The 24,984-nt window shown below is 69.7% G+C and carries 25 protein-coding genes and 1 riboswitch; of the genes, 20 read left to right on the plus strand and 5 right to left on the minus strand.

Features of this window, described 5'->3' with window-relative positions:
* Positions 1-2: 2 nt before the first annotated feature.
* Positions 3-137, plus strand: a riboswitch (TPP riboswitch).
* Positions 134-1,513: a cytosine permease gene (locus tag VGB75_07105; GenBank protein HEY0166795.1), complete on the plus strand. Its 1,380-nt coding sequence runs from the start codon at positions 134-136 to the stop codon at positions 1,511-1,513. (Overlaps the previous riboswitch by 4 nt.)
* Positions 1,510-2,319, plus strand: a complete 810-nt coding sequence (locus tag VGB75_07110) for a thiazole synthase (GenBank protein ID HEY0166796.1) — start codon at positions 1,510-1,512, stop codon at positions 2,317-2,319. Before VGB75_07105 ends, VGB75_07110 begins: the two co-directional genes overlap by 4 nt.
* Positions 2,320-3,169: 850 nt before the next feature.
* On the opposite strand, the gene thiS is transcribed toward VGB75_07110, so the two are convergent.
* Genes thiS through VGB75_07125 form a run of 3 tightly spaced genes read right to left on the minus strand, consistent with a single transcriptional unit; the run spans position 3,170 to position 5,629 of the window.
* Positions 3,170-3,370 (minus strand): sulfur carrier protein ThiS, encoded by a 201-nt coding sequence (gene thiS, locus VGB75_07115; protein HEY0166797.1) that lies wholly within the window; start codon positions 3,368-3,370, stop codon positions 3,170-3,172.
* Positions 3,355-4,596, minus strand: coding sequence for a glycine oxidase ThiO (gene thiO / locus VGB75_07120; protein HEY0166798.1), 1,242 nt, complete (start codon positions 4,594-4,596; stop codon positions 3,355-3,357). Before thiO ends, thiS begins: the two co-directional genes overlap by 16 nt.
* A 10-nt stretch (positions 4,597-4,606) precedes the next feature.
* Positions 4,607-5,629, minus strand: coding sequence for an EamA family transporter (locus tag VGB75_07125; GenBank protein HEY0166799.1), 1,023 nt, complete (start codon positions 5,627-5,629; stop codon positions 4,607-4,609).
* Between the two features lie 105 nt (positions 5,630-5,734).
* Between VGB75_07125 and thiE the strand changes: the two genes are divergently transcribed.
* The 6 genes from thiE to VGB75_07155 all read left to right on the plus strand — a co-directional run bounded on the left by thiE (position 5,735) and on the right by VGB75_07155 (position 10,968).
* Positions 5,735-6,385 (plus strand): thiamine phosphate synthase, encoded by a 651-nt coding sequence (gene thiE, locus VGB75_07130; protein ID HEY0166800.1) that lies wholly within the window; start codon positions 5,735-5,737, stop codon positions 6,383-6,385.
* Positions 6,386-6,466: 81 nt separating this feature from the next.
* A complete protein-coding gene (locus VGB75_07135) occupies positions 6,467-7,573 on the plus strand; it encodes a glucosyl-3-phosphoglycerate synthase (protein HEY0166801.1) in 1,107 nt (368 codons plus the stop codon).
* The gene (gene folP, locus VGB75_07140; protein HEY0166802.1) at positions 7,561-8,421 is read left to right on the plus strand and encodes a dihydropteroate synthase; all 861 of its coding nucleotides are present in this window, start codon (positions 7,561-7,563) and stop codon (positions 8,419-8,421) included. Before VGB75_07135 ends, folP begins: the two co-directional genes overlap by 13 nt.
* Entirely contained in the window at positions 8,418-9,071 is a 654-nt protein-coding gene (locus VGB75_07145; GenBank protein HEY0166803.1) for a hypothetical protein, read from the plus strand. The genes folP and VGB75_07145 overlap by 4 nt, the downstream gene beginning before the upstream one ends.
* A 129-nt stretch (positions 9,072-9,200) precedes the next feature.
* Positions 9,201-10,409: a 4-hydroxyphenylpyruvate dioxygenase gene (gene hppD, locus VGB75_07150; GenBank protein ID HEY0166804.1), complete on the plus strand. Its 1,209-nt coding sequence runs from the start codon at positions 9,201-9,203 to the stop codon at positions 10,407-10,409.
* A 58-nt stretch (positions 10,410-10,467) separates the two neighbouring features.
* On the plus strand, positions 10,468-10,968 hold the full coding sequence (locus tag VGB75_07155; GenBank protein ID HEY0166805.1) for an Lrp/AsnC family transcriptional regulator: 501 nt from the start codon (positions 10,468-10,470) through the stop codon (positions 10,966-10,968).
* A 37-nt stretch (positions 10,969-11,005) separates the two neighbouring features.
* On the opposite strand, the gene VGB75_07160 is transcribed toward VGB75_07155, so the two are convergent.
* Positions 11,006-11,800 (minus strand): SGNH/GDSL hydrolase family protein, encoded by a 795-nt coding sequence (locus tag VGB75_07160; GenBank protein ID HEY0166806.1) that lies wholly within the window; start codon positions 11,798-11,800, stop codon positions 11,006-11,008.
* Positions 11,801-11,928: 128 nt separating this feature from the next.
* Positions 11,929-12,264, minus strand: coding sequence for a UvrB/UvrC motif-containing protein (locus VGB75_07165; GenBank protein HEY0166807.1), 336 nt, complete (start codon positions 12,262-12,264; stop codon positions 11,929-11,931).
* A 192-nt stretch (positions 12,265-12,456) separates the two neighbouring features.
* Between VGB75_07165 and VGB75_07170 the strand changes: the two genes are divergently transcribed.
* From VGB75_07170 to nuoK, 12 genes are all read left to right on the plus strand, one after another.
* The gene (locus VGB75_07170; GenBank protein HEY0166808.1) at positions 12,457-13,797 is read left to right on the plus strand and encodes a geranylgeranyl reductase family protein; all 1,341 of its coding nucleotides are present in this window, start codon (positions 12,457-12,459) and stop codon (positions 13,795-13,797) included.
* 131 nt (positions 13,798-13,928) lie between these two features.
* Positions 13,929-14,291, plus strand: coding sequence for an NADH-quinone oxidoreductase subunit A (locus VGB75_07175; GenBank protein ID HEY0166809.1), 363 nt, complete (start codon positions 13,929-13,931; stop codon positions 14,289-14,291).
* A 46-nt stretch (positions 14,292-14,337) separates the two neighbouring features.
* Positions 14,338-14,877, plus strand: a complete 540-nt coding sequence (locus tag VGB75_07180; GenBank protein HEY0166810.1) for an NADH-quinone oxidoreductase subunit B family protein — start codon at positions 14,338-14,340, stop codon at positions 14,875-14,877.
* The gene (locus tag VGB75_07185; protein HEY0166811.1) at positions 14,874-15,590 is read left to right on the plus strand and encodes an NADH-quinone oxidoreductase subunit C; all 717 of its coding nucleotides are present in this window, start codon (positions 14,874-14,876) and stop codon (positions 15,588-15,590) included. Before VGB75_07180 ends, VGB75_07185 begins: the two co-directional genes overlap by 4 nt.
* A 61-nt stretch (positions 15,591-15,651) precedes the next feature.
* On the plus strand, positions 15,652-16,977 hold the full coding sequence (locus tag VGB75_07190; GenBank protein ID HEY0166812.1) for an NADH-quinone oxidoreductase subunit D: 1,326 nt from the start codon (positions 15,652-15,654) through the stop codon (positions 16,975-16,977).
* Positions 16,977-17,885 carry an NADH-quinone oxidoreductase subunit NuoE gene (gene nuoE / locus VGB75_07195; GenBank protein ID HEY0166813.1) on the plus strand — a complete coding sequence of 303 codons (909 nt, stop codon included), beginning with the start codon at positions 16,977-16,979 and terminating at the stop codon, positions 17,883-17,885. Before VGB75_07190 ends, nuoE begins: the two co-directional genes overlap by 1 nt.
* A 1-nt stretch (position 17,886) precedes the next feature.
* Positions 17,887-19,197 carry an NADH-quinone oxidoreductase subunit NuoF gene (nuoF, locus tag VGB75_07200; protein HEY0166814.1) on the plus strand — a complete coding sequence of 437 codons (1,311 nt, stop codon included), beginning with the start codon at positions 17,887-17,889 and terminating at the stop codon, positions 19,195-19,197.
* Positions 19,194-21,662, plus strand: a complete 2,469-nt coding sequence (locus VGB75_07205; GenBank protein HEY0166815.1) for an NADH-quinone oxidoreductase subunit G — start codon at positions 19,194-19,196, stop codon at positions 21,660-21,662. The genes nuoF and VGB75_07205 overlap by 4 nt, the downstream gene beginning before the upstream one ends.
* Positions 21,663-21,665: 3 nt before the next feature.
* Entirely contained in the window at positions 21,666-23,024 is a 1,359-nt protein-coding gene (gene nuoH / locus VGB75_07210) for an NADH-quinone oxidoreductase subunit NuoH (GenBank protein ID HEY0166816.1), read from the plus strand.
* On the plus strand, positions 23,017-23,787 hold the full coding sequence (gene nuoI / locus VGB75_07215; GenBank protein HEY0166817.1) for an NADH-quinone oxidoreductase subunit NuoI: 771 nt from the start codon (positions 23,017-23,019) through the stop codon (positions 23,785-23,787). Before nuoH ends, nuoI begins: the two co-directional genes overlap by 8 nt.
* The gene (locus VGB75_07220; protein ID HEY0166818.1) at positions 23,784-24,560 is read left to right on the plus strand and encodes an NADH-quinone oxidoreductase subunit J; all 777 of its coding nucleotides are present in this window, start codon (positions 23,784-23,786) and stop codon (positions 24,558-24,560) included. Before nuoI ends, VGB75_07220 begins: the two co-directional genes overlap by 4 nt.
* Before the next feature lie 119 nt (positions 24,561-24,679).
* Entirely contained in the window at positions 24,680-24,979 is a 300-nt protein-coding gene (gene nuoK, locus VGB75_07225) for an NADH-quinone oxidoreductase subunit NuoK (protein HEY0166819.1), read from the plus strand.
* Positions 24,980-24,984 lie beyond the last annotated feature (5 nt).

Below are 24,984 nucleotides of genomic sequence, written 5' to 3' on the forward strand. Positions count from 1 at the left end.
AGGACAGTCCCCGCGGGAGCCCGACGAACGGGCTGAGAGGGCGGCACAGCAGGACGGCTCAACCGTCCGGCACGGCCGCCGACCGCTCGAACCTGATCCGGTTAATACCGGCGAAGGGAGTGAGGTAGCCGCCATGGCTGTCGACACCCGTTCCGAACCACCGCCCGCAGCGCCGCACGCCGAGGCGCCGACCACCCTCAACGAGGCCGCCCCCCGCACCCTGAGCCTGTTCGACCAGCTGGGATTCTGGGGCAACCTCGGAGTGAGCCTGCTCGGTTTCAGCGGCGCCATCGCGATCCTGGCCCCCTACGGCGTGCAGCCGCTCAGCTTCTCCGCGGCGGTCACCGCCACCGTCGTCGGCTCGGTGCTGGGCGGGCTGATCCTGGGCGGCTCGCTGGTGCTGGGCGCACGGACCGGCGCGCCGGCCATGGTGCTGCTGCGCGGCCTGCTCGGCGCCAAGGCATCCTTCCTGCCGACGGCCCTCAACATCGCGCAATGCCTGGGCTGGGCCGTCTTCGAGTTGGTCACCATCTCGATCGGCCTGCAGGCGCTGACGCACGGCGACCTGCCCCGGTGGTTGTGCCTGGTGCTGGCCGGCGCGGTCACCACCGCCCTGACGATCCGCCCGCTGGGCTGGATCCGGACGTTGCGCAAGTACGTCTCGGTGCTGGTGGTGTTCGCGCTGGTGGTCCTGGTGATCGGCCTGCTGCGCGAGCCGACGCCGGAGCTGGCCGGTTCCTGGCAGGGCTTCTGGTTGGCCGTGGACTCGGCGATGGCGCTGACCATCTCATGGGTGCCGCTGGGCGCGGACTACTCCCGGCACTCACGCTCGGCCCGCTCGGCCTTCGCCGGCGGCTTCCTCGGTTACGGGCTCACTCAGATCGCCTGCCTGGTGATCGGGCTGATCGCGCTGGCGCAGGTGGCCCAGGACGGCGAGCGGATCTTCGACCTGTTCATCGGGCTGCCGTTGGGCGTCCTGGCGTTCGCCATCCTGGTGATCCGGGAGTGCGACCAGAGCTTCGCCAACGTCTACTCCACCGCGATCTCGCTGCAGAACCTGCGGCCCTCACTCGACCGCCGGGTGCTCACCGTGACCGTCGGCGTGCTGATCACCACCCTGGCCCTGACCATCGACATCGACGACTACGCCAACTTCCTGTACCTGATCGGCGGGGTGTTCATCCCGATGTCCGGCGCCCTGATCGCGGCCTGGATCCGCAGCCGCGGCCACGGCTGGGACACCTCCTCCGACGCCCCGGCGCGGCCCGGGATGCTGCTGGCCTGGCTGATCGGCTTCCTCTGCTACCAGCTGATCAATCCCGGCTCGATCGCCTACTGGTCGGATTTCTGGACGTCGGCAGGCACCCGGCTGCACACCCTCGGGCACTCCTGGCTGTCGGCCTCGATCGCCTCGTTCGCGGTGGCCGTGCTGCTGGCGCTGCCCTTCGCCGGTTCGCGGGCCGGCAGCGCAGGCCGGCCGGCGGCGCCCGAGCAGGCCGGGGGCCTGCGGTGACCGGGGGGCCGTCGGCTGGGGACGCCCTCGACGAACTAGTCATCGCCGGTCAACGGTTCTCCTCACGGCTGATCGTGGGTACCGGTGGCGCGCCGAGCCTGGACGGCCTTGCCGACATCCTGCGGGCCGCGGGCACCGAGCTGACCACGGTGGCGATGCGCCGGGTCGAGGCGAGCTCGTCCGGATCGGTGCTGGACGTGCTGCGAGCGGCTCAAGTGCGGGTGCTGCCCAACACGGCCGGCTGCCGCACGGCTGCCGAAGCGGTGCTCACCGCCAAACTGGCCCGCGAGGCGCTGCAGACCGAGTGGGTGAAGGTCGAGGTGGTGGCCGACGAGCGCACTCTGCTGCCCGACGGTCCCGAGCTGCTGGCCGCCTGCGAGCAGTTGGTGGACGACGGGTTCGTGGTGCTGCCCTACACCAACGACGACCCGGTGCTGGCCCGGCGGCTGGAGGCCCTGGGCTGCGCGGCGGTGATGCCCGGTGGCTCTCCGATCGGCTCAGGCCTGGGCATCGGCAACCCGCACAACATCGCCCTGATCGTCGAGCAGGCCGGGGTTCCGGTGGTGCTCGACGCCGGCGTCGGCAGCGCGGCCGACGCCGTCCAGGCGATGGAACTGGGCTGCGACGCGGTGCTGGTCGCCTCGGCGGTCACCCGCGCCGCCGAGCCGCTGCGCATGGCCCATGCCATGAGGCTGGCGGTGCAAGCCGGCCGGCACTCACGGCTGGCCGGCCGGATCCCGCGCCGCTGGTGGGCCGAGGCGTCCTCGCCCTATGACGGCATGCTCGACGCCCCCAAGCTCACGTAGATCGACCTCTGGTTACCTGAGACGGCGTATCCCAGCTAATGGTCCCGTCCCTTTACCCCGGACTCGACGTCTGTGAGGTCAGTCCACCGCGCGGCTCCGTAACAACCGCGCTTGGCTCACAGGCGGGCGTCTGCCGATGTGTTCAGCGTTCACATATCGGAGTGTCCGGTCTGGCGCTCGTCAAGGTCTTACAGAGGTACCTCATGTTCTCTCATCACACCCGCTGGAGCGTCGGGTTAGGTCGTGGTACATTTATCGGGCGGACCTGCCCCACACACGTGGATCGGCAGGTCTAGCTTTTTGTCCGGCTCAGTCACATCGGTTGTGGCCCGCCGTTGACGTCGCTTCCGGTCAAATAAGTGTGATACCAATTCCAGGCCCATCGTTTGCCTGGGTGCCGCAGCAAGCTTTGGTAGGCGGTCCAGGCTGCGAAGTCAGCCATCTGCATCCACTGTGATGCGGTCGAGGACTGAAACATCGGATCTTCAATGATCGCTCGAGTATCCAATTTCAGAGCGCGGTGCGCGCTGTTGTAGCCACGGTCGGTGCCGTTCCCGTCCAGGTGTCATGAAACAACCATGTGATCTCCCCTGCGATATCCATATGAGATGACCGTGCGACGACCAAAGCCGGCTGTCGAGCGGGCCTGGCGTACGTACTCAGCGCCACCGACCAGACGTCCTGGCGCAGCCCTAATCCCCAGCAATTCACTGGTGAGCCAGCGTAGCGATCTTGGACCTCACGACCACCGTGCATGCGGCGCCTCGTCGCAGTCGCCAACCAAAGCTGAGGCGTCCTCGCCGTATGACGGCATGCTCGAGGTGCCCAGGCTCACCGAGGGCTGAGGGTCTCAGCCGCCCTGCACCGCTGTCACCACGTCTATCCGGTCGCCTGGCCGGACGGCGGTCGCGGGCCAGCTGCCGCGCGGCACCACCTCGCTGTTGAGCGCGACGGCGATGCCGGTGTCGCGGTCGCTGATCTGGCCCACCAGCTCGGCCAGGCTCAGCTCGTCGGCTGCTTCGCGCTGCTGGCCGTTCACCGTGATCTGCATGCGGGCTCCCAGTTCGTCAGGCCGGCCGGGACCGGGTCAGCCGTGGCGGGCTCGGTAGCCGGTTCGGTGGCTGTGGGCCGCTGCGGGGGCCGGTAGCCGGCGAACCGGTCGGGGGGAAACGGGCGCCACACCGGTGCGACCGGCTCGCCGTCGACCAGAGCGGCCACCGCCTCGGCCGTCAGCGCCGACAGCAGGATGCCGTTGCGGTAGTGCCCGGTCGCCAGCACCAGTCCGTCACAGACCTGGCCGAGGATCGGGCCGTTGTCCGGGGTGCCCGGACGCGATCCCGCCCGGGCCTCGACGAAGCCGAACTCCGAGCTGATCGGCAGCAGCTCGTAGGCGTTGCGCAGCAGCTCGTAGACGCCTCCCGCGGTCACGCCGGTGTCGTGGCCCTGCTGCTCGGAGGTGGCGCCGACCACCACCTCTCCGTCGGAGCGGGGGACCAGGTAGATCTCGCTGCCGCGCACGATCCCGCGCACGGTGCGGGTCAGCACCGGTCCGGCCGAGCGCAGCCGCTCGGGCACCGCCAGCCGCAGGATCTGGCCCTTCACCGGCTGCACCGGCACCTGCAGCAGCGAGCCGGTCGCGGCCCCGCCGCAGAGCACCACGACGCCAGCGCGCAGCTCGGCGCCGGCGGACGTCCGGACTCCGTTGACCCGGTCGCCGGCGGAGCCCCACAGCAGGCCGCTGACCTCGGCGGTGACGAAGCGGACCCCGGCGGCCTCGGCGGCGCTGCGCAGCACCGTCAGGTAGCGGCGGTTGTCGACCGAGAGGTCATCGGCGGTCAGCACGCCGCCCCGGACGCCGGTGGCCAGGTAGGGCTCCAGCGCGCGGGCCGCGGCGCCGCTCAGCCGCTCGGCGCCCAGGCCCAGCCCGCGCCGGAACTCGGTCAACCGGTCCAACGCCGCCCGGTCATCGGCGTTGAAAGCCACCGCCAGGGTGCCCTCGGTCCGCAACCCCACGGGCTGCCCGGTGCGCTCCTGCAGCTCGGTGGCCAGTCGGCCGAACGCCGGCACCGCGGCCAGGTTGAGCCGCGTCAGCTCGTCCTCGCCGAAGGCCGCCTCGCTGACCGGCGCCAGCATGCCGGCGGCTGCCCAACTGGCGTTGCGGCCGCTGCTGGCATCGACCACCCGCACCGTGACACCGCGCTCAGCCAATCGATAAGCCGCGGCCAGTCCGATCGCGCCGCCGCCGACCAGGAGTGCATCGCCACGGTGCGCCGCCATGCGGTCCAGGCTAGCCGAGCGGGGGCGGCTGGCTGGTCGGAGCAGGCCCACTCAAGGCCGGCCCGCCGGAGGCCTCGCCGGGCGGTCCGTCGAGGGGAGCCGCGCCGGCGTCGGGCTCACTGTCGCCAGCTTCGCCGGTCGCCTCGGGCCCGCGCGACCGGCCGGCTCTGCCGGTGGCCGAGCGGTTAGCCTCCAGGGTGGTGCCCGCGCTGGCCACCACCACCATGACGATCGCGGCAACGGTTCGAAGCTGCGGCCGCTGGCTGAGCACCAGCATGCCGGCCAGCGCGGCGAAAGCCGGCTCCAGGCTCATCAGCAGTCCGAAGCCGGCCGCTGACAACCGGCGCAGGGCTATCAGCTCCAGTGAGTACGGGATCAGAGAGGACAGCACCGCCACCCCTAGGCCCCCCAGCAGCACGTCCGGGCGCAGCAGCGCCGAGCCGCCGTCGGCGACTCCGGCCGGGAGCATCACCAGCGTCGCCAGGGTCAGGGCGATCGCCAGGCCGTCCAGCCCGGCGAAGCCTGAGCCGACCCGTTGGGACAGCAGGATGTAGGCAGCCCAGAAGGCGCCGGCCAGGGCGGCCAGCAGCAGCCCGACGAGGTCCAGGCTCTGGTGCGAGCCGCCGAAGGCCAGCAGCGCCACACCGCCGCCGGCCAGCGCCACCCAGAGCAGGTCGAGCATTTTGCGGGAACCGGCGATGGCCACCCCGAGCGGCCCGATGAACTCGACCGTCGCCGCCGGTCCGAGCGGCAGCCGGTCCAGCGACTCGTAGAAGCTCCAGTTCATGCAGGCCAGCACCAGCCCGAAGCCCACTGCCGCCAGCAGGTCGCGGCGGGTCCGGCCACGCAGCCGGGGCCGGGTCAACGCCAGCAGGACCGCCGAGGCGAACGCCAGCCGCATCAGCACCACGCCGGCCGGACCGGCCTTGGCGAACAGGGTGTCGGCGAAGGCGGCGCCGAACTGCACCGAGGCGATGCCGATCAGGATCAGGGCCTGCGGCGGAATGGCGTCGGTCCGCCCCGGTGGTCGCACGCTCACATGCTCGCACCCCCGGCGACGCGCCGGTTCCAGACACCGCAGGTCAGCTCGGGGCCGGCGTCCGGCGGTCCTCGGACGCGGCGGTGGTTGGATGAGGCGATGACCAAGCCCTCGCTGGCCGCTATGGCAACAGCCCGGTTGTACCTGTGCACCGACTCCCGGCGCGAACGCGGCGACCTGGCCGACTTCCTCGACGCGGTGCTGGCGAACGGGGTCGACATCGTCCAGCTGCGCGAGAAGAACCTCGAAGCGGCCGACGAGCTCGCGGCGCTGGAGGTGATGGCCGACGCGTGCCGCAGGCATGCCAGGCTGCTGGCGGTCAACGACCGCGCCGACCTGGCGGTCGCGGCCGGCGCGGACGTGTTGCACCTGGGTCAGCGCGACCTGGCGCCGGCCACCGCCCGCCGGATCGTGGGCCCGGACGTGCTGATCGGCCTGAGCAGCCACAGCGTCGAGCAGGCCAGGGCCGCGGCGGCGGTGTCGGAGGTGGACTACTTCTGCCTGGGACCCATCTGGGCGACCCCGACCAAGCCGGGACGCCCGCACACCGGCCTGGCGCCGGTGGCCACGCTGGCGGCTGAGGAGGTGGCCCGACCCTGGTTCGGCATCGGCGGCATCGACGAGTCCAACCTCGACCTGGTGCTCGAGGCCGGCGCCCGCCGGGTCGTGGTGGTTCGGGTGCTGACCGAGGCCGCCGACCCGGCAGCGGTGGCAGCCCGGCTGGCCGGGCGGCTCACGGCGGCAGGCTGAACCGAGGCGCTTGCTTGAGTGAGGGGCCGCGACGCCTAGCGCGGTAGCGTCGAGCAGGTCAGACAGCGGAGGGGTGCCGGTATGGATGTCGCCGCACGGCGATGGTTCGACTCGCACACCTTCGACGCGGCACGGTTCGGGCTCGCCGACCTGCTCAGGGCCAAGCGGCAGTCGGCTGACACCGTCAGCGTGGTGATCCCGGCGCGCGACGAGGCCGGGACCGTCGCGGCCGTGGTCAGCCAGATTCGCCAGGCGCTGATGGTCACCGGCCTGGTGGACGAGTTGATCGTCCTGGACTCCGACTCCACCGACGACACCGCGGCGGTGGCCCGGGCCGCGGGCGCGACCGTGTTCGCCGCCCGCGACATCGACACCGGCACACCGGTGAGCCCCGGCAAGGGCGAGGCGTTGTGGAAGTCGCTGTTCGTCACCAACGGTGATCTGCTGGTCTTCATCGACGCCGACCTGACCGAGTGGGGTCCGCACTTCGTGACCGGCCTGCTCGGGCCGTTGCTGACCGACCCGGACACCCTGCTGGTCAAAGGCTTCTACGACCGGCTGGCCGACGACCTGCCCGCGGAGCCGGCTGCCTCGCCGCCGAACGCCGCGCCGCAGGGCGGCCGGGTCACCGAGCTGGTCGCCCGGCCGTTGCTGAACCTCTACTGGCCCGAGCTGGCCGCTGTCGTGCAGCCGTTGGCCGGCGAGTGGGCCGTGCGACGCTCGCTGATCGAGTCGCTGCCCATCCCGGTCGGCTACGGCGTCGAGTTCGCCAGCCTGACCGACACCTGGCGCCTGCACGGCCTGCCGGCGATCGCCCAGGTCGACCTGGGCAGACGTGGGCATCGGCACCAGAACGTGCATGATCTGGGAGTGATGGCCGCCGAGATCCTGGCGACGGCGATGCGCCGGCTGCCGCTGGGTCGGTCCGGCGGGTCCGCGCAGGCGCCGCCGGGGCTGGCGCCGCCGGTCCAGGCGCGAGACCTGCAGCAGTACGACCGCGGCACCCCGCAGGGCTGGCGCAGCCGCTCGGTGCCGGTGATCGAGCGCCCGGCCGCCCGGGGCAACGCGCGCTACCGGGCCCATGAGCAGCGGGCCCATGAGCAGCGGGCGCATGAGCAGCGGGCGCATGAGCAGCGGGCCCATGAGCAGCGGGCCCATGAGCAGACAGTGACCCGATGCTCGAGCTAGCCGGCCGCGGCTTCGAGCCGAGCGACCTGCTGATCATGGCGATCGTGAACCGGACGCCGGACTCCTTCTATGACCGCGGCGCCACCTACGCCTTCGACAAGGCCCTGGAGCGAGTGGCCGAGGTGGTCGCCGCCGGCGCTGAGATCGTCGACATCGGCGGTGTGAAGGCCGCGCCCGGCGACGAGGTCGACACCGAAGAGGAGATCCGGCGCACGGTCGATTTCGTGGCCAGGGTGCGCGCGGACTTTCCCGACCTGATCATCTCGGTGGACACCTGGCGCCACGAGGTGGCCCGGGCCGTCTGCCAGGCCGGAGCGGATGTGCTCAACGACGCCTGGGGCGGCTATGACCCGCGGTTGGCCGAGGTGGCTGCCGAGTTCGACGCCGCGCTGGTCTGCACGCACGCCGGTGGGGTGCAGCCGCGGACCAGGCCGCACCGGATCTTCTACGACGACGTGCTGGCCGACGTGCTGGATCGCACGGTCGCTCTCGCCGAGCGTGCGGTCGGCCTGGGGGTCTCGCGTCAGCGGATCATGATCGACCCGGGGCATGACTTCGGCAAGAACACCTGGCATTCACTGGAGGTGACCCGCCGGTTGAGCGAGATGGTGGCGACTGGCTGGCCGGTTCTGGTGTCGCTGTCGAACAAGGACTTCGTCGGCGAGGCGCTGGACCTGCCGTTGGACCAGCGGTTGCTGGGCACCCTGGCGACCACCGCCATCTGCGCCTGGCAGGGGGCCATGGTGTTTCGCGCCCACAATGTGGCCGAGACCCGGCAGGTGCTCGACATGGTCGCCGCCATCCGAGGCAGCCAGCCGCCCCGGCGGGCCGTGCGGGGCCTGGCGTGATCGTCGGGGTCGCCGGCTGCCCGAACCCGCCGCTGTTGCTGCACGGTGTCACCGGCCGGCCGGTGGCCGAGGTGGAGCAGCTGCGGACCGCCTGCCTGGCCGCGATCGGCGAGCTGCTGGCAGCCGGGCCGAGCCGGCTGGTGGTGGTCGGCGGCGCGGCCAGGGGTGAGGACGACAAGGCGCTGAGCATCGTGGTCGGCCGGTTGCTGCTGAGCCAGGCCGGCTGCCGGCTGCCGATCGAGCACCTGGTGATCGCGGCTGACAGCCCCCCGGCGGACTGCCTGCGGGCCGGCCGGGCGCTGGCGGCCGGGGAGGAGGCGACCGGGCTGCTGGTGATGGCCGACGGCTCGGCTCGGCGCTCGCTGAAGGCGCCCGGCTACCTCGACGCCCGGGCCGCGCCGTTCGACGAGGGCGTCCGGGCATGCCTGAGCTCGGGCCGGCTGGCGGGCCTGGCCGATCTCGACCCGGTGCTGGCGGCCGAGCTGCTGGTCGCGGGCCGGGCGGCCTGGCAGGTGCTGGCCGGCGCCGTGGGTGAGGCGCCGGGCCGAGGCCATCTGCGCTACAGCGACGATCCATTCGGTGTGTGGTATCCGGTGTTCACCTGGGCACCCGCAAGTATGCTGAGCAAAATGCGCATAGAAAAGGGATAAGTAGCTGACAAGTTGCGCATCCAAGCTACTTTTAAATGGGCATCTTGCTCGGTAGCCCTCACGGCGTCATCCTGCGATAAGCGGCCGGAAGCACTGGTCTGCCGGCTCTTCGCGCAGGAGGAAATGCAGATGACGACCATCGATGTGGCCCTGACGCCTGACGAGCGGGACGCCGACCTCAATCTGGAGCAGCTCAAGCAGCTGGTCGGCCTGGTGCCCTATGACCAGAGCACCGATCCGTTTCCGGTCACCGGCTGGGACGCCGTCGTGTTCGTGGTCGGCAACGCCACCCAGACCGCGCACTTCTATCAATCCGCCTTCGGCATGAGGCTGGTGGCCTACTCCGGGCCCGAGACCGGCAACCGCGACCACAAGTCCTACGTGCTGCGCAGCGGCTCCTGCCGGTTCGTGATCTCGGGCGGGGTCAGCCCGGACAGTCCGCTGCTGGATCACCACCGCGCGCACGGTGACGGGGTTCTCGACATCGCGCTGGAGGTTCCCGACGTCGACCGCTGCATCCGGCAGGCCCGGGCCCAGGGCGCTGTCGTCCTCTCCGACCCCCACGAGGTCAGCGACGAGTTCGGCGTCATCCGCACCGCCGCCATCGCCGCCTACGGCAGCACTCGGCACACCCTGATCGACCGCTCCGGCTACACCGGCGTCTACCTGCCCGGTTACGTCGCCCGCAGCTCGAGCTACCGCCCGCGCGACGGCGCGCCCAAGCGGCTGTTCCAGGCCCTGGACCACGTCGTCGGCAATGTCGAGCTGGGCAGGATGGATGACTGGGTCGGCTTCTACAACAAGGTCATGGGCTTTGTGAACATGGCCGAGTTCATCGGCGACGACATCGCCACGGACTACTCCGCGCTGATGTCGAAAGTGGTGGCCAACGGCAACCACCGGGTGAAGTTCCCGCTCAACGAGCCGGCGATCGCCAAGAAGAAGAGCCAGATCGATGAGTTCCTGGAGTTCTACCGGGGCCCCGGCGTGCAGCACCTGGCGTTGGCCACCAACGACATCTTGGGCAGCGTGGACGCCATGCGGGCCGAGGGTGTGGAGTTCCTGGCCACGCCGGACTCCTATTACTCCGACCCCGAGCTGCGAGCCCGGATCGGCCACGTCCGGGCGCCGATCGAGCAGCTGCAGTCGCGCGGCATCCTGGTCGACCGCGACGAGGACGGCTACCTGCTGCAGATCTTCACCAAGCCGGTCGGGGACCGCCCGACGGTGTTCTTCGAGCTGATCGAGCGGCACGGCTCGCTAGGCTTCGGCAAGGGCAACTTCAAGGCCCTGTTCGAGGCGATCGAGCGTGAGCAGGAGACTCGCGGCAATCTCTAGCCCGGCAGAGTCACTCGGGCAGAGTCACTCGAGCGGCGCGGTGAACAGAGGGGTGGCGGTGAGCAGGCGCGAGATCGATTCACTGGACGTGGCGATCGTGGCCGCCCTGCGAGACACCCCGCGAGCCGGCTACCTGGAGCTGTCCCGGCTGCTGCAGGTCTCCCGGGCCACCATCCAGGCGCGGCTGGACCGCTTGGAGCGCGACGGGGTGGTCTGCGGGTACGGCCCGGACATCGACCTGGCCGTCGCCGGCTACCCGGTGCTCGCGTTCGCCACGCTGGAGATAGCCCAGGGCCGGCTGGAGGAGGTGACCGCCGCGATCGCCGCCATCCCCTCTGTGGTCGAGGCCTTCGCCACCACCGGGCCTGGCGACGTGCACTGCCGGCTGGCCGCCAGCTCGCACGAGGACCTGCAGCGGGTGCTGCTCGAGGTCTCCCAGGTTCCGGGGGTGGCCCGCTCGACGTCGGTGATCGCGCTGAGCAGGCTGGTGCGGCATCGGCCGGTCGAGCTGCTCGAAGCCGGTGAGGTGCCGCACGCCAGCCGGACGGGCGCCCGCTAAGTGCTCGGGAAACCCGTCCGGCCGGCCCACGGGTGGGTCAGCCTGCCGCGGTAGTGAACACCGGCAGGTAACCGCTGGACTGGCCGGTCCCGGTCGGGTGGTAGGACTTAGTGAGTTCGGAGTAGTTCAGCGAGTGCAGCCACTTGTCGCCGGAGCAGAGCTGGTGGCCGACGAACTTGCTGCGCACATCCGCGAAGACGAAGCCGTGCCCAATGGCGGAGTTCTTAATGATGTTGTCGACCAGATTGATGCCTTCATCGATCTTGGCCCGGGAGGTTTCGCTCAGCCCGACGCAGTACCAGACTCCCAGTTGGTAGAAGACCGGGTAGGACAGCACGACCACCCGGGCGTACGGGGCGCGGCTGCGAATGCCGTTGTAGGTGACGTTCAGCAAATTGGCCAGGTTGGCGTTGGCATAGGCCTCGGCCCTGTTCACCGCGGCGACGCATGCGGACTCGCTGTAGAGCACGCACGTGGTCATGATGTCGGAGAAGCCGACGTCGTTGCCGCCGACGGTGATGCTGACCAGGCCGGTCGACGAGCTGAGCGCCGACAGCTGGTTGGCGTTGACGTCGGTGGTCTTGGCTCCAGAGCAGGCCACCATCCGGTAGGAGCTCGGATGGTGGGCGGCGTTCCACAACCCCGGGTACGCGGTCGGGCTCTGCAGACAGCCGCCGGACTCGCTGCCGCTGCCCACGCCGGAGGAGTACGAGTCGCCCAGAGCGACATAGCCACCAGTTATGGCGTTGGCTGGCGCTGCGGTGAGCAGCACCGTCATCACGATCGCCATCGCCGAACTGAAGGCGACGACCAGTGGGCGCATTTTGAGCATGTAGGACCTCCGGGTAGTGGGAATGGATCCCCGTGGCACATAAGTACCAGTACTGCCCGGTTTCACCTAGTATTAATATTTATTAAGGGAGGGTCACGCCGATTTCTGCCGGGTGCCGTCGGCGCTGATTAGCTTGTGCGCCGGTCGAGCTCGGCCCGGGCGCGGACCAGCTCGTCGCGCAGCTGGCCGGCGCGTTCGAAGTCCAGGTCATCGGACGCGCGCGCCATCTCCGTCGTGATGTCGGCCAGCAGCTGGTCGAGTTCCCAGCGGGTCCGAGCGCTGAGTTGCACCGCCGCCGTCCGGGTCGAGGTCTCGTCCCCGCCGTCCCGCAGCACCGGCATGACGGCCGGCGCCGCTCCCAGGTGGTGCACCCGGCCGGTGGCGGGCGCCTTGCGCTGGCGCCGCCGGCCGACCATGTCGCGGGCCCGGCCGGTTCCGGCCGGCAGGCCGTCGGCATCGCTCATGGCAACCATGTTATGGCGGGCTGGCCGGTTGCGCCGAGCAGTCCCAGACCATGCTTAGACTTACATGCAGCGGGCTCGTGAAAGTTTTCACGAACCGTCGCACCTGAGGGGTAGCGGGTTCGCGCTGGCGCGCCATCGGCCGGCGGACGCGAGACGCCGGGTGTGCGTGGCGCGCCGAATTGAGGGAGCAGGATGACCGTGATCGCCGAGGGTCCGCGCGGCCTGTCCTTGCCTGCCGAGCAAGGCGAAGACAGCCATTACGACGCCGACGTGATCGTGGTCGGCGCCGGGCCGTCCGGCTCGGCCGCCGCGTATTGGATGGCCACCGCCGGGCTCGATGTCCTGCTGCTGGAGAAGACGTCCTTCCCGCGCGAGAAGGTCTGCGGTGACGGCCTCACCCCGCGAGGCACCCGGGCGCTGATCGACATGGGCATCGACGTCAGCGAAGAGGCCGGCTGGCTGCACAACAAGGGTCTGCGGGTGATCGGCGGTGGCATGCGCCTGGAGCTGGACTGGCCCGAACTGACCTCGTTCCCCGCTTACGGCCTGGTCCGCCCCCGGGCAGACCTGGACCACCTGCTGGTGCGGCAAGCCGTCAAGGCCGGCGCCCGGCTGCACGAGCAGACCTCGGTCACCGCGCCGATCCTGGACAAGCAGGGCCGGGTGAGGGGTGTGCGAGCGAAGTCGGCAGCGAGCGGGGACCCGGCCGAGATCAGTTACCGGGCCCCGGTCGTGCTGGCCTGCGACGGGGTGTCGGGTCGGTTCGCCCTGGCGCTGGGCATGCAGCGCAATGACAAGCGGCCGATGGGCGTGGCGGTGCGCCGTTACTACACCAGCCCACGGACCGACGATGACTACCTGGAGTCCTGGCTTGAGTTGTGGGACGGCCCGCCCGGCGCCGACGACGCCAAGCTGCTGCCCGGCTACGGCTGGATCTTCGGAATGGGCGACGGGTCGGTGAACGTCGGCTTGGGCGTGCTGAACTCCTCTGCCGGTTTCCAGAAGACCAACTACCGCTCGCTGCTGACCACCTGGTTGGACAACACCCCGCCCGAGTGGGGCCTGCGCGAGCAGAACGCGCTGTGCCCGACCCAGGGCGCCGGCCTGCCGATGGGCTTCAACCGGACACCGCACTACCGCGACGGCGTGCTCCTGGTCGGTGACTCCGGGGGCTCGGTGAACCCGTTCAACGGCGAAGGCATCCCGTACGCGATGGAGTCGGGCAAGTTCGCCGCCGAGGCCGTCGTGCAAGCTCTGGCCCGTCCGCAGGGTCCGGCGCGGGAGAAGGCGCTGGCGGCCTACCCGGCGGCGATGGCAGCCGAGTGGGGCGCCTACTACCGCCTCGGCGGCGTCTTCGTGAAGTTGATCGGCAATCCGGCGGTGATGCGAGCCTGCACCCGGCACGGCTTGCCGCATCCCCGGCTGATGCAGTTCGTCCTGAAGTTGCTCGCAAACCTGACAGACCCCCACGACGGCGATGCCAGCGACCGGATCATCACGGCGTTGACCCGCCTCACGCCGCCGCTGCGATAGGCCTGCGATGGATAACTTAGGCAAGCCTAACCAGCGGCCGGAACGTCGAGCAGACTACCGTGGCAGTGTTTGTCAAGAGTGCCGTGAGCCCAACGACGAGTGGACTCGAGTGAGAAGGGGGGCAGGTCACGATGTTAGGGCCTTACCTGCCGATCGTGGTTCTTTTCGCGCTGGCTTTCGGGTTCGCGGTCTTCTCGGTGATCATCGCGACAGTGACCGGGCCCAAGCGCTACAACAAGGCCAAGCTGTCCTTCTACGAGTGCGGGATCGAGCCCGCGCCGACGTCCTCGGGACCCAACAGATTCCCGGTGAAGTACTTCCTCACCGCAATGCTGTTCATCGTCTTCGACATCGAGATCATCTTCTTGTATCCCTACGCCGTCGCCAGCCGGGAGCTGGGCCTGCTGGGCCTGGTCGAGATCTTCCTGTTCCTGGCGACCGTGTTCGTCGCCTACGTCTATGTCTGGCGTCGCGGCGGTCTGGACTGGGACTGACTGATGTGCCGACTACCCATTTCCACCACAAGATTGGCCCGCTGACATGGGTTTAGAAGAGAAGCTGCCGGACGGCATGATGCTGGCCACCGTCGAGTCGGTGGTGAACTGGACGCGCAAGTCCTCGTTGTGGCCGGTGACCTTCGGGCTGGCCTGCTGCGCCATCGAGATGATGACCTTCGGGGCGCCGCGGTTTGACTCGGGCCGGTTCGGCATGGAGGTGTTCCGGCCTTCGCCGCGGCAGGCCGACCTGATGATCGTGGCCGGCCGGGTCAGCCAGAAGATGGCCCCGGTCGTCCGCCAGATCTATGACCAGATGGCTGAGCCGCGCTGGGTGATCGCGATGGGGGTCTGCGCCTCTTCGGGCGGCATGTTCAACAACTACGCCGTCGTGCAGGGCGTGGACCACATCATTCCGGTCGACATGTACCTGCCTGGCTGCCCGCCGCGGCCTGAGATGCTGATCGACGCGGTCCTGAAGCTGCACCACAAGATCTCCAACGAGCCCCTCGGGCCCAAGCGCGCCGAGCGGCTGGCCGGTCAGAAGGTCGAGCTCATCCCGTCCAGCCAGAGGTTCGCCAAGTGACCACCGGCCCTGACTTCGACCCTGAGGCGCCGCTCGGGCAGGCGTCGGGAAGCCTGCCGGCCGGTCGGCAGACACCCGGGATGTTCGGGGTCACCGGTTCCGGTGACACCTCCGGCTTCTCCGGCCTGCAGCGCGAGCCATGGATCGAGTTGCCCGCCGAGCCCCCGTACGGCGGGTACTTCGACGAGGTGATGGAGGCCTTCGCCGAGGCCTATCCCGAGCACGGGGCCGCGGTCGAGAAGGTCGTGCTGCACCGCGGCGAGCTGACCTTGCACCTGCGGCGCGAGCACATCGCACGGGTCTGCCAGGTGTTTCGCGACGACCCGGCGCTGCGCTTTGAATTGCTGTCCAGCGTCTCGGGCGTGGACTACCTGGCCCGCGAGGGGGTCGAGGGAAAACGGCTGCACGCGGTCTACCAGCTGACCTCGATGACCTTCCGGCGGCGGATCAGGCTCGAGGTCGCGGTCAGCACCGCAGACCCGCGCATCCCCTCGGTCACCGGCGTCTACCCGACGGCCGACTGGCAGGAGCGCGAGACCTGGGACCTGCTCGGGATCGTCTTCGACGGCCACCCGGCGCTGACCCGGATCATGATGCCCGACGACTGGGACGGCCACCCCCAGCGCAAGGACTACCCGCTCGGTGGCGTGGTGACCGAGTACAAGGGCGGCGCGAGCATCCCACCGCCGGACGAGCGGCGGGCCTACCGATGAGCAGCGCTCGCACCGGCTCGTCAGCGATGAGCGCTTCGGCCAGAAGTGAGGGGCATAACCGATGACGACTTCTGATATCTACAGCCCGTCCCGCGAGACCACCGAGGGACGGATCTTCAACGTCTCCGGCGGTGACTGGGACTCGGTGCTGGGCGCCGAGCCGCTGCACGACGAGCGGCTGGTCATCAACATGGGCCCGCAGCACCCCTCGACCCACGGCGTGCTGCGGCTGGTGCTCGAGCTCGAAGGCGAGACGGTCACCGACGCCCGGGTGGTGGTGGGCTACCTGCACACCGGCATCGAGAAGAACGCCGAGTTCCGCAACTGGACCCAGGGCAGCGCCTTCGTGACCCGGTGCGACTACCTGGCGAACCTGTTCAACGAGTCGGTCTACTCGATGGCCGTGGAGAAGCTGCTCGGCACGGTGGTGCCCGAACGCGCCAACCTGATCCGGCTGATGATGATGGAGATCAACCGGATCTCCTCGCACTGGGTGTGGCTGGCCACCGGCGGCATGGAGCTGGGCGCGCTGACCGCGATGACCAACGGCTTCCGCGCCCGTGAGCGCTGCATGGACATCTTCGAGCTGATCACCGGCCTGCGGATGAACCACGCCTACATCAGGCCGGGCGGCCTGGCCCAGGACCTTCCCGAGGACGCCCTGCCCAAGATCCGGGACTGGATCAAGGAGATGGACAAGGAGATCCGGGACGTCGACCGGCTGCTGCGCGGCCAGCCGATCTGGATCAACCGGCTCAAGGGCGTCGGCTGGATCGGCGTCGAGGGCTGCCTGTCCCTGGGCGTGACCGGCCCGCTGTTGCGGGCCGCCGGCCTGCCCTGGGATCTGCGCAAGACCGACCCGTACCTGGGCTATGAGACCTATGACTTCGACGTCCCCACCGACGACGGCGGCGACTGCTGGAGCCGGTTCGTGGTTCGGGTCGCCGAGATGCGCGAGAGCCTTCGGATCATCTCCCAGGTCATCGAGCGGATCGAGCAGACTCCGGGGCGGGTGATGGTCGACGATCCCAAGATCGCCTGGCCGGCCCAGCTGTCCATCGGCTCCGACGGCATGGGCAACTCGCCCGCGCACGTCAACAAGATCATGAACGGCTCGATGGAGTCGTTGATCCACCACTTCAAGCTGGTCACCGAGGGCTTCCGGGTGCCGGCCGGGCAGGTCTACGTGCCGATCGAGGGCCCCCGCGGCGAGCTCGGCGCGCACGTGGTCTCCGACGGCGGCACCAGGCCCTACCGGGTGCATCTGCGCGAGCCCTCGTTCATCAACCTCCAAGCGACCGCGGCGATGTCGATCGGCGGCCAGATCGCCGACGTGATCGCCTCAATCGCCTCGATCGACCCGGTGATAGGTGGCTGTGACCGCTGATGGCCAACACTCGGCTAAGCCTCATCGACATCGGACGGCCCGGTGACCCGGCCGTCTTCGACGCGGACGTGCGCGCCGCGGCGCTGGAGATAGTCGCCCGTTACCCGCAGGGCCAGTCCCGCTCGGCGTTGCTGCCCATGCTGCACCTGGTGCAGTCCGAGCAGGGCTACGTCTCAGCCGACGGAATCGCCTTCTGCGCCCAGGTGCTGGACCTGACCAAGGCCCAGGTGGCCGCGGTGGCCACCTTCTACACGATGTACAAGCGGTCCCCGGCCGGTGAGTACCTCGTCAGCGTCTGCACCAACACCCTGTGCGGGATGCTCGGCGGCGATGACATCTACCAGGCGCTGTCGGAGCTGCTCGGCGTCGGGATGAACGAGACCGCCGGCGCCGCGGGCGAGCCCGGCTCGATCACGCTGGAGCGCGCCGAATGCCTGGCCGCCTGTGATTACGCCCCGATCGTGACCGTCAACTACGAGTTCTTCGACAACCAGAGCGTGGACTCGGCAGTGGGCCTGGTGACCGAGCTGCGGGCGGGCAACCGGCCGCAGCCGACCCGGGGCGCGCCGTTGTGCAGCTTCAAGGAGATCTCGCGCCAGATCGCCGGCTTCGTCGACCAGCGGCCGGCCTCGATCCGGGCGCAGGCCACCGGGCCGCAGACCGAGGCCGGGGTCCGGCTGGCCCAGCGGCTCAACCAGCAGGCGCCGGGTTACCCGCCCGGTGACGAGGCCGAGGCCAGCTCCGTCGACGCCGAGCAGACGGCAGCCGACAACTCCGGCAAGCCCGACTACACCAGCTCCAACGACGCGCCGCTGAACACCTTCAAAAGCGATCCGGCCGCGGACTCACCCACCGGCGGCCAGAGCGAACGAACCAACACAGCTGACGAAGCTGACAAGGGAAAGTGACATGCCGCTTACTCCGGTCCTGACCAAGCGGTTCGGCGCCAACGCGCCGTGGCTGCTGGACAACTACGTCAAGCTCGACGGCTACGCCGGCCTGCGCAAGGCCCTGACGATGCAGCCGGACGAGCTGATCACGCTGGTCAAGGAGTCCAATCTGCGAGGCCGCGGCGGCGCCGGTTTCCCGACCGGCATGAAGTGGCAGTTCATTCCGCAGGCCAAGCCGGGCCAGGCCGCCAAGCCGCATTACGTGGTGGTCAACGCCGACGAGGGCGAGCCGGGCACCTGCCGGGACCTGCCGCTGATGATGAACGACCCGCACTCGATGATCGAGGGGATCATCATCGCCTGCTACGCCGTGCGGGCCCAGCACGCCTTCGTCTACATCCGCGGCGAGGCGGTGCACGCGATCCGCCGGGTCAGCCAGGCGGTGAATGAGGCCTACGCCAAGGGCTACCTCGGCGATAACGTGCTCGGCAGCGGCCTGCGCTTCGACATGACCGTGCACGCCGGCGCCGGGGCCTACATCTGCGGCGAGGAGACCGCGCTGCTGGACTCGCTGGAAGGCAAGCGCGGCCAGCCGCGGCTCAAGCCCCCGTTCCCGGCGACCAACGGCCTCTACGACGCTCCGACGGTGGTCAACAACGTCGGCACCCTGGCCAGCGTGCCCTACATCGTCCTGGGCGGCGCCGCCTGGCACAAGCAGATGGGCCCGGACGGCTCGCCCGGGACCTCGATCTACTCGCTGTCCGGACGGGTGGCCAACCCGGGCCAGTACGAGGCGCCGATGGGCACCACCCTGCGGGAGCTGCTGGAGCTGGCCGGGGGCATGAGCCGTGGCAAGCCGCTGAAGTTCTGGACGCCCGGCGGGTCCTCGACGCCGCTGTTCACCGCCGAGCACCTGGACGTGCCGCTGGACTTCGACGCGGTGGCCAAGAACGGCTCGATGAACGGCACCTCGGCGGTGATGGTGTTCGACTCCGACGACAGCGTGGTGCAGGCCGTGCTGAAGTGGACGCAGTTCTACGAGCACGAGTCGTGCGGCAAGTGCACCCCCTGTCGCGAGGGCAATTACTGGACCGCCCAGATCCTGGAGCGGATCTGGCACGGGCAGGGCACGCTGGCCGACCTCGACGTCCTGCTCGACGTCAGCGACAACATCCTGGGCCGCTCGTTCTGCGCGCTGGGTGACGGCGCGACCAGCTGCATCACCTCCTCCATCCAGTACTTCAAGGACGAGTACCTCGCCCTGATCGCGAAGAACCCGAACAGCGGCGCCGAGTCGCACGCCCCAGCCCTGACCGGAGCCCACGCATGACTGTCGCACCCGAGAAGCCCGCAGCCGGGCAGCGTCCGGCCGAGGACCTGGTGACCGTCACCATCGACGGCATCGAGATCTCGGTTCCCAAGGGCACCCTGCTGATCCGGGTCGCCGAACAGCTGGGCATCCACATTCCGCGCTTCTGCGATCACCCGTTGCTGGAGCCCGCCGGCGCCTGCCGGCAGTGCCTGGTCGAGGTGACCGACATGGGCAACGGCCGCGGCATGCCCAAGCCGGCCGCCTCCTGCACCACCACGGTCATGCCGGGCATGGTCGTCAAGACCCAGCTGACCTCGGCGGTGGCGGACAAGGCCCAGCAGGGTGTTATGGAGCTGCTGCTGATCAACCACCCGCTGGACTGCCCGGTCTGCGACAAGGGCGGCGAGTGCCCCTTGCAGAACCAGGCGATGAGCAATGGCCGCGCCGACTCCCGGTTCTCTGAGATCAAGCGCACCTTCGCCAAGCCCGTCGCGGTGTCCAGCCAGGTCCTGCTGGACCGGGAACGCTGCGTGCTCTGCCAGCGCTGCACCCGGTTCTCAGAGCAGATCGCCGGCGACCCCTTCATCGACCTGCTCGAGCGAGGCGCCCAGCAGCAGATCGGCACCTCCACCGACACCCCGTTCCAGTCCTACTTCTCCGGCAACACCGTGCAGATCTGCCCGGTCGGCGCGCTGACCGGCGCCTCCTACCGCTTTCGGGCCAGGCCCTTCGACCTGATGTCGACGCCGAGCGTCTGCGAGCACTGCTCGTCGGGCTGCGCGCTGCGCACCGACTGGCGGCGTGGCAAGATCACTCGCCGGCTCGCTGGTGAGGACGCCGCCGTCAACGAGGAATGGAACTGCGACAAGGGCCGGTGGGCCTTCCAGTACGTCAACCAGCCCGACCGGCTGCTGGCCCCGCTGATCCGCGACCACTCCGGCCAGCTGGTCGAGACGTCCTGGCCGCAGGCCCTGGAAGCGGCCGCGGCCGGGCTGGCCCGGGCTCGGGACAACGGCGGGGTCGGCGTGCTGCCCGGTGGCCGGCTGACCGAAGAGGACGCCTACGCCTACGCCAAGTTCGCCCGGATGGCCCTGGGCACCAACGATGTCGACTACCGGGCCAGGCCGGGTTCGGATGAGGAGCTGGCGTTCCTCGGCGCGGCGGTGGCCGGCGCCACGCCCGAGACCGGGGCCCTCACCTACGCCGACCTGGAGCAGGCCGGCACGGTCCTGCTGGTCGGCTTCGAGCCGGAGGAAGAGTCGCCGATCACCTTCCTGCGGCTGCACAAGGGCGTCCGCAACGGCCGGTGCGAGGTGCACTCGATCGCCGCGCTAGCCAGTCGCGGTCTGGACAAGCTCGCCGGCCGGCTGCTGCCGACGGCGCCAGGCGCCGAGGCAGAGGCGATCGCCGCCGTGGACGGCCCGCTGCGAGCGGCGCTGGCGACCGGGGTCATCCTGGTGGGCGAGCGGATGGCCGTGGTGCCCGGAGCGTTGAGCGCGGTGCTCGAGCTGGCCGCCAGCACCGGCGCCCGGCTGGCCTGGGTGCCTCGACGGGCGGGTGAGCGCGGGGCGGTGGACGCCGGCGCGCTGCCGAACCTGCTGCCCGGTGGCCGCCCGGTCGCCGACGACGCCGCCCGCGCCGAGGTGGAGCGGGTCTGGAACGCGACCGTGCCGAGCACGCCCGGCCGGGACGTGTCCGGCATGCTGGCCGCCGTGCTGGCCGAGGAGGCCCCACTCGGTGGCCTGCTGGTCGGCGGCGTGGAGCTGGCCGACCTGCCGGATCCGGCGCTGGCCGAAGCGGCGCTGGCCGCGGCCGGCTTCGTGGTGAGCCTGGAGATTCGGCACTCAGCGGTCACCGCTCATGCCGACGTGGTGCTGCCGGTGGCAGTGGCGGCCGAGAAGGCGGGCCGGTTCGTCACGTGGGAGGGCCGGCGCCGGCCGTTCGACCTGACTCTGACCAACACCGGCCAGATGGCTGACGGCCGGGTGCTCAACGCCCTGGCCGACGAGCTCGACATCGACCTGGGGCTTCCGGGCCCAGCCAGCGCGCGCGACGAGCTGGCAGTGCTGGGGGTCAGCGCCGGCCGCGGACCTCGGCCCGAGCCGGCCCGTCCGCGTCCGGCCCCCACCGGGTCCGGCCTGGCGCTGGCGACCTGGCACGAGCTGATCGACGGCGGCCGGCTCACCGACGGCGAGCTGAACCTGGCCGGCACCAGCAAGCCGCTGCGGGTGATGCTGGCCGCGTCCACTGCCGCGGAGCTGGGTGTCAGCGCCGGTGACCTGGTCACGCTCAGCACCGCGCACGGCTCGCTGACCGCGCCCGTCGAACTGGCCGAACGGGCGGTGGCCGGCGTCGTGTGGCTGCCGACCAACCACCGCGAGGGGTCGGTGCGTAAGGTGCTGCGGGCAGTCCATGGTGATCAGGTTGCGGTGACTCGCGTCGAACCGGGTTCGGCGCGTGACGGTTCCAGTGAGTGGAGGTAGGCGATGATCAACACGGGGCCCACCCTTCTTCTGGCCGAGACCGATCCCAACGCGACGCTGGCCGGCTTCGGGCACGACCCGTTCTGGCTGATCCTGCTCAAGGTGGTCGCGGTCTTCGCGTTCCTGGTCGTGATGACGCTGTTCTCGATCGTGTTCGAGCGCAAGGTCGTCGGCCGGATGCAGAACCGGATCGGCCCCAACCGGGTCGGGCCGTGGGGCACCCTGCAGTCCTTGGCCGACGGCGTGAAGCTGGCCTTCAAGGAGGAGATCATCCCGACGCTGGCTGACAAGCCGGTGTACTGGATCGCCCCGGTCGTCTCCACCGTGCCGGCCTTCCTGGCGTTCTCGGTGATCCCGTTCGGCCCGGAGGTCTCGATCTTCGGCGAGCGCACCATGCTGCAACTGACCGACCTGCCGGTCGGCGTGCTGGTGATCTTCGCCTGCTCCTCCCTCGGGGTGTACGGCATCGTGCTGTCGGGCTGGGCCTCCGGCTCGACCTACCCGCTGCTCGGCGGCCTGCGCTCGGCGGCCCAGATGATCTCCTACGAGGTCGCCATGGGCCTGTCGATGGTGATGGTCTTCCTCTACGCCGGCACGATGTCGACGTCGGGGATCGTGGACTACCAGCGTGAGCACCTGTGGAACGCGATCCCGCTGTTCGTGTCCTTCGGCATCTACCTGATCGCCATGGTCGGCGAGACCAACCGGGCGCCGTTCGACCTGCCCGAGGCCGAGTCCGAGCTGGTCGGCGGCTTCCACACCGAGTACTCCTCGATGAAGTTCGCCCTGTTCTTCCTTGCCGAGTACATCAACATGGTCACCGTCTCGGCGCTGGCGCCCACGCTGTTCCTCGGCGGCTGGCGGGCGCCGTTCCCGCTGTCGTTGTGGGAGGGCGCCAACTCAGGCTGGTGGCCCATCCTGTGGTTCACCGCCAAGGTGATCCTGTTCATCTTCGGCTTCGTCTGGCTGCGCGGCACGCTGCCCCGGATGCGCTACGACCAGTTCATGCACTTCGGCTGGAAGGTGCTCATCCCGCTGAACCTGGTCTGGATCCTGGCCGTCACCACCATGCGGGTGCTGCGGGACCGGGGCTGGAGCGCCGTCACCGTGATGCTGCTGGTGGGCCTGCCGATCATCGCGCTGATCATCTTGTGGGCAGCGCTGGACGCCCGTCGCTCGAAGCGGATCGAGGCTGAGTCGGCCGCCGAGGAAGCCGAGGAGGCCGCCCGCCCGGCGTCCTTCCCGATCCCGCCGATGGACCTGGTGGTGCCGCCCTCACCCAGGCTGGTCAGCGCCGGCGTGAGCTCGCCGGCTTTGCCCGCTCCTGAACGTCCTCTCCCCGAAGGGCCCTCACATGGCTGACAAACCAGCTCCGCAGCCGTCAGCGGACGACGCCGCAGAGCCGACCGGGGCCGCCGCGCCGCGGAGCCGGCAGGCAGAGGTCTCCGGGACCGAGGTGAGGCCGGCGGTCCAGACCGGGCTGCCGGCGCCGGTGGACGTCTCGGCGGTCGCGCTCAACGAGGACGCGTTCAACCACCCGAACGCGACCCTGGGCAGCTTCGCCGCCGGCTTCGGCCTGACCTTCTCGACCATGTTCAAGAAGGTCTACACCCAGCAGTACCCGTTCGAGGTCTTCCCGACGGCGCCGCGTTACCACGGCCGGCACGTGCTGAACCGGCATCCGGACGGCCTGGAGAAGTGCATCGGCTGCGAGCTGTGCGCCTGGGCCTGCCCGGCGGACGCGATCTATGTCGAGGGCGGCGACAACACCGAGGACGCCAGGTTCTCTCCAGGTGAGCGCTACGGCAAGGTCTATCAGATCAATTACCTGCGCTGCATCTTCTGCGGCCTGTGCGTCGAGGCCTGCCCGACCCGTTCGCTGACCATGAGCAACGAGTACGAGCTGGCCCTGGACAACCGGCAGGACCTGATCTACACCAAGGAGCAGTTGATGGCCCCACTGCTGCCCGGCATGGAGGCGCCGCCGCATCCGATGCGCCTGGGCGACACCGAGAAGGCGTACTACACCCCTCGCAAGGATGTGGGAGCGCCGCAGAGCGCCGCCAACGTCGCCGGCCGACCCATCACCGGACCCGCTATCGAGGTCGGCGGGCACCACGCATGAGTGGGGCTCAGGCGGTGCTGGCAGCCAGCCAGGTGAGCACCGGTGAGGCGGTGGCGTTCTGGATCCTCGGCCCCGTGGCGCTGCTCGGCGCGATCGGCATGGTGCTGCTGCGCAACGCGGTGCACTCGGCGCTGTCGCTGGTCGCGACGATGATGTGCCTGGGGCTGTTCTATCTGATCCAGCAGGGGCCGTTCCTGGGGTTGGTGCAGATCATCGTCTACACCGGCGCGATCATGATCCTGTTCCTGTTCGTGCTGATGCTGGTCGGGCGGGACTCGGCGGACTCGCTGGTCGAGACGCTGCGGGGCCAGCGGGCAGCGGCCCTGGTGGCCGGGGTCGCGTTCGCCCTGCTGGTGGCGCTGGGGATCGGACGCGCGTTCACCGGCCAGGACGTGAAGAACCTGGACGCGGCCAACACCCAGTACGGCAACAACGTCAACGGGATCGCGCACCTGCTGTTCACCAAGTACCTATTCGCCTTCGAGCTGACCTCGGCGCTGCTGATCGTGGCCGCCGTCGGGGCGATGGTGCTGGCCCACATCGAGCGGGAGGGTCCTCGGGCGAGCCAGAAGTCCCTGGCCAGAGAGCGGATCCGCTCCGGCCGGCCACAGCCGCTGCCCGGCCCCGGTGTGCTGTCCTCAGGCAACGCGGTGGGCACCCCGGCGCTGCTGCCGGACGGCTCCGTCGCCGCCGAGTCGCTGCTGGGCAGCGGGGCAGAGATCAGCGTCGGCGCGCCGCACGCGCTGCCCGGACCCGAAAGCGGGCGGCTGTGAGGCCAGTGTCCGGCGACCGGAAAGGCGTGGTCGCCTCATGACCGAGTGTCCCGGCGACCAGAAAGGCGTGGTCGCCTCATGACCGAGTGTCCCGGCGACCGGAAAGGCGTGGTCGCCTCATGACCCCTACCTACTATCTGGTGCTGTCCGCCGCGCTCTTCTCCATCGGCGCGGTCGGAGTGCTGGTCCGGCGCAACGCCATCGTGGTCTTCATGTGCGTCGAGCTGATGCTCAACGCGGTGAACCTGAGCCTGGTGACCTTCTCCCGCATCAACGGCACCCTGGACGGCCAAATCATGGCCTTCTTCGTGATGGTGGTGGCCGCGGCTGAAGTCGTGGTGGGCCTGGCCATCATCATGTCCATCTTCCGGACGCGGCGGTCGGCCTCGGTCGACGACGCGAACCTCCTGAAGTACTAAGGAGA

Source organism: Jatrophihabitans sp. (assembly GCA_036399055.1).
Classification (GTDB): Bacteria; Actinomycetota; Actinomycetes; order Mycobacteriales; family Jatrophihabitantaceae; genus Jatrophihabitans_A.

Bases quoted from the DNA above. Each gene is read 5' to 3' on its own strand.
- VGB75_07135 (HEY0166801.1), top strand. From the start codon at position 6,467: ATGGATGTCGCCGCACGGCGATGGTTCGACTCGCACACCTTCGACGCG.
- folP (HEY0166802.1), top strand. From the start codon at position 7,561: ATGCTCGAGCTAGCCGGCCGCGGCTTCGAGCCGAGCGACCTGCTGATC.
- thiS (HEY0166797.1), bottom strand. From the start codon at position 3,370: ATGCAGATCACGGTGAACGGCCAGCAGCGCGAAGCAGCCGACGAGCTG.
- VGB75_07180 (HEY0166810.1), top strand. From the start codon at position 14,338: ATGGGTTTAGAAGAGAAGCTGCCGGACGGCATGATGCTGGCCACCGTC.
- thiO (HEY0166798.1), bottom strand. From the start codon at position 4,596: ATGGCGGCGCACCGTGGCGATGCACTCCTGGTCGGCGGCGGCGCGATC.
- hppD (HEY0166804.1), top strand. From the start codon at position 9,201: ATGACGACCATCGATGTGGCCCTGACGCCTGACGAGCGGGACGCCGAC.
- VGB75_07190 (HEY0166812.1), top strand. From the start codon at position 15,652: ATGACGACTTCTGATATCTACAGCCCGTCCCGCGAGACCACCGAGGGA.
- nuoE (HEY0166813.1), top strand. From the start codon at position 16,977: ATGGCCAACACTCGGCTAAGCCTCATCGACATCGGACGGCCCGGTGAC.
- VGB75_07165 (HEY0166807.1), bottom strand. From the start codon at position 12,264: ATGAGCGATGCCGACGGCCTGCCGGCCGGAACCGGCCGGGCCCGCGAC.
- nuoK (HEY0166819.1), top strand. From the start codon at position 24,680: ATGACCCCTACCTACTATCTGGTGCTGTCCGCCGCGCTCTTCTCCATC.
- VGB75_07175 (HEY0166809.1), top strand. From the start codon at position 13,929: ATGTTAGGGCCTTACCTGCCGATCGTGGTTCTTTTCGCGCTGGCTTTC.
- VGB75_07205 (HEY0166815.1), top strand. From the start codon at position 19,194: ATGACTGTCGCACCCGAGAAGCCCGCAGCCGGGCAGCGTCCGGCCGAG.
- nuoH (HEY0166816.1), top strand. From the start codon at position 21,666: ATGATCAACACGGGGCCCACCCTTCTTCTGGCCGAGACCGATCCCAAC.
- VGB75_07170 (HEY0166808.1), top strand. From the start codon at position 12,457: ATGACCGTGATCGCCGAGGGTCCGCGCGGCCTGTCCTTGCCTGCCGAG.
- VGB75_07105 (HEY0166795.1), top strand. From the start codon at position 134: ATGGCTGTCGACACCCGTTCCGAACCACCGCCCGCAGCGCCGCACGCC.
- nuoF (HEY0166814.1), top strand. From the start codon at position 17,887: ATGCCGCTTACTCCGGTCCTGACCAAGCGGTTCGGCGCCAACGCGCCG.
- VGB75_07220 (HEY0166818.1), top strand. From the start codon at position 23,784: ATGAGTGGGGCTCAGGCGGTGCTGGCAGCCAGCCAGGTGAGCACCGGT.
- VGB75_07160 (HEY0166806.1), bottom strand. From the start codon at position 11,800: ATGCTCAAAATGCGCCCACTGGTCGTCGCCTTCAGTTCGGCGATGGCG.
- thiE (HEY0166800.1), top strand. From the start codon at position 5,735: ATGACCAAGCCCTCGCTGGCCGCTATGGCAACAGCCCGGTTGTACCTG.
- nuoI (HEY0166817.1), top strand. From the start codon at position 23,017: ATGGCTGACAAACCAGCTCCGCAGCCGTCAGCGGACGACGCCGCAGAG.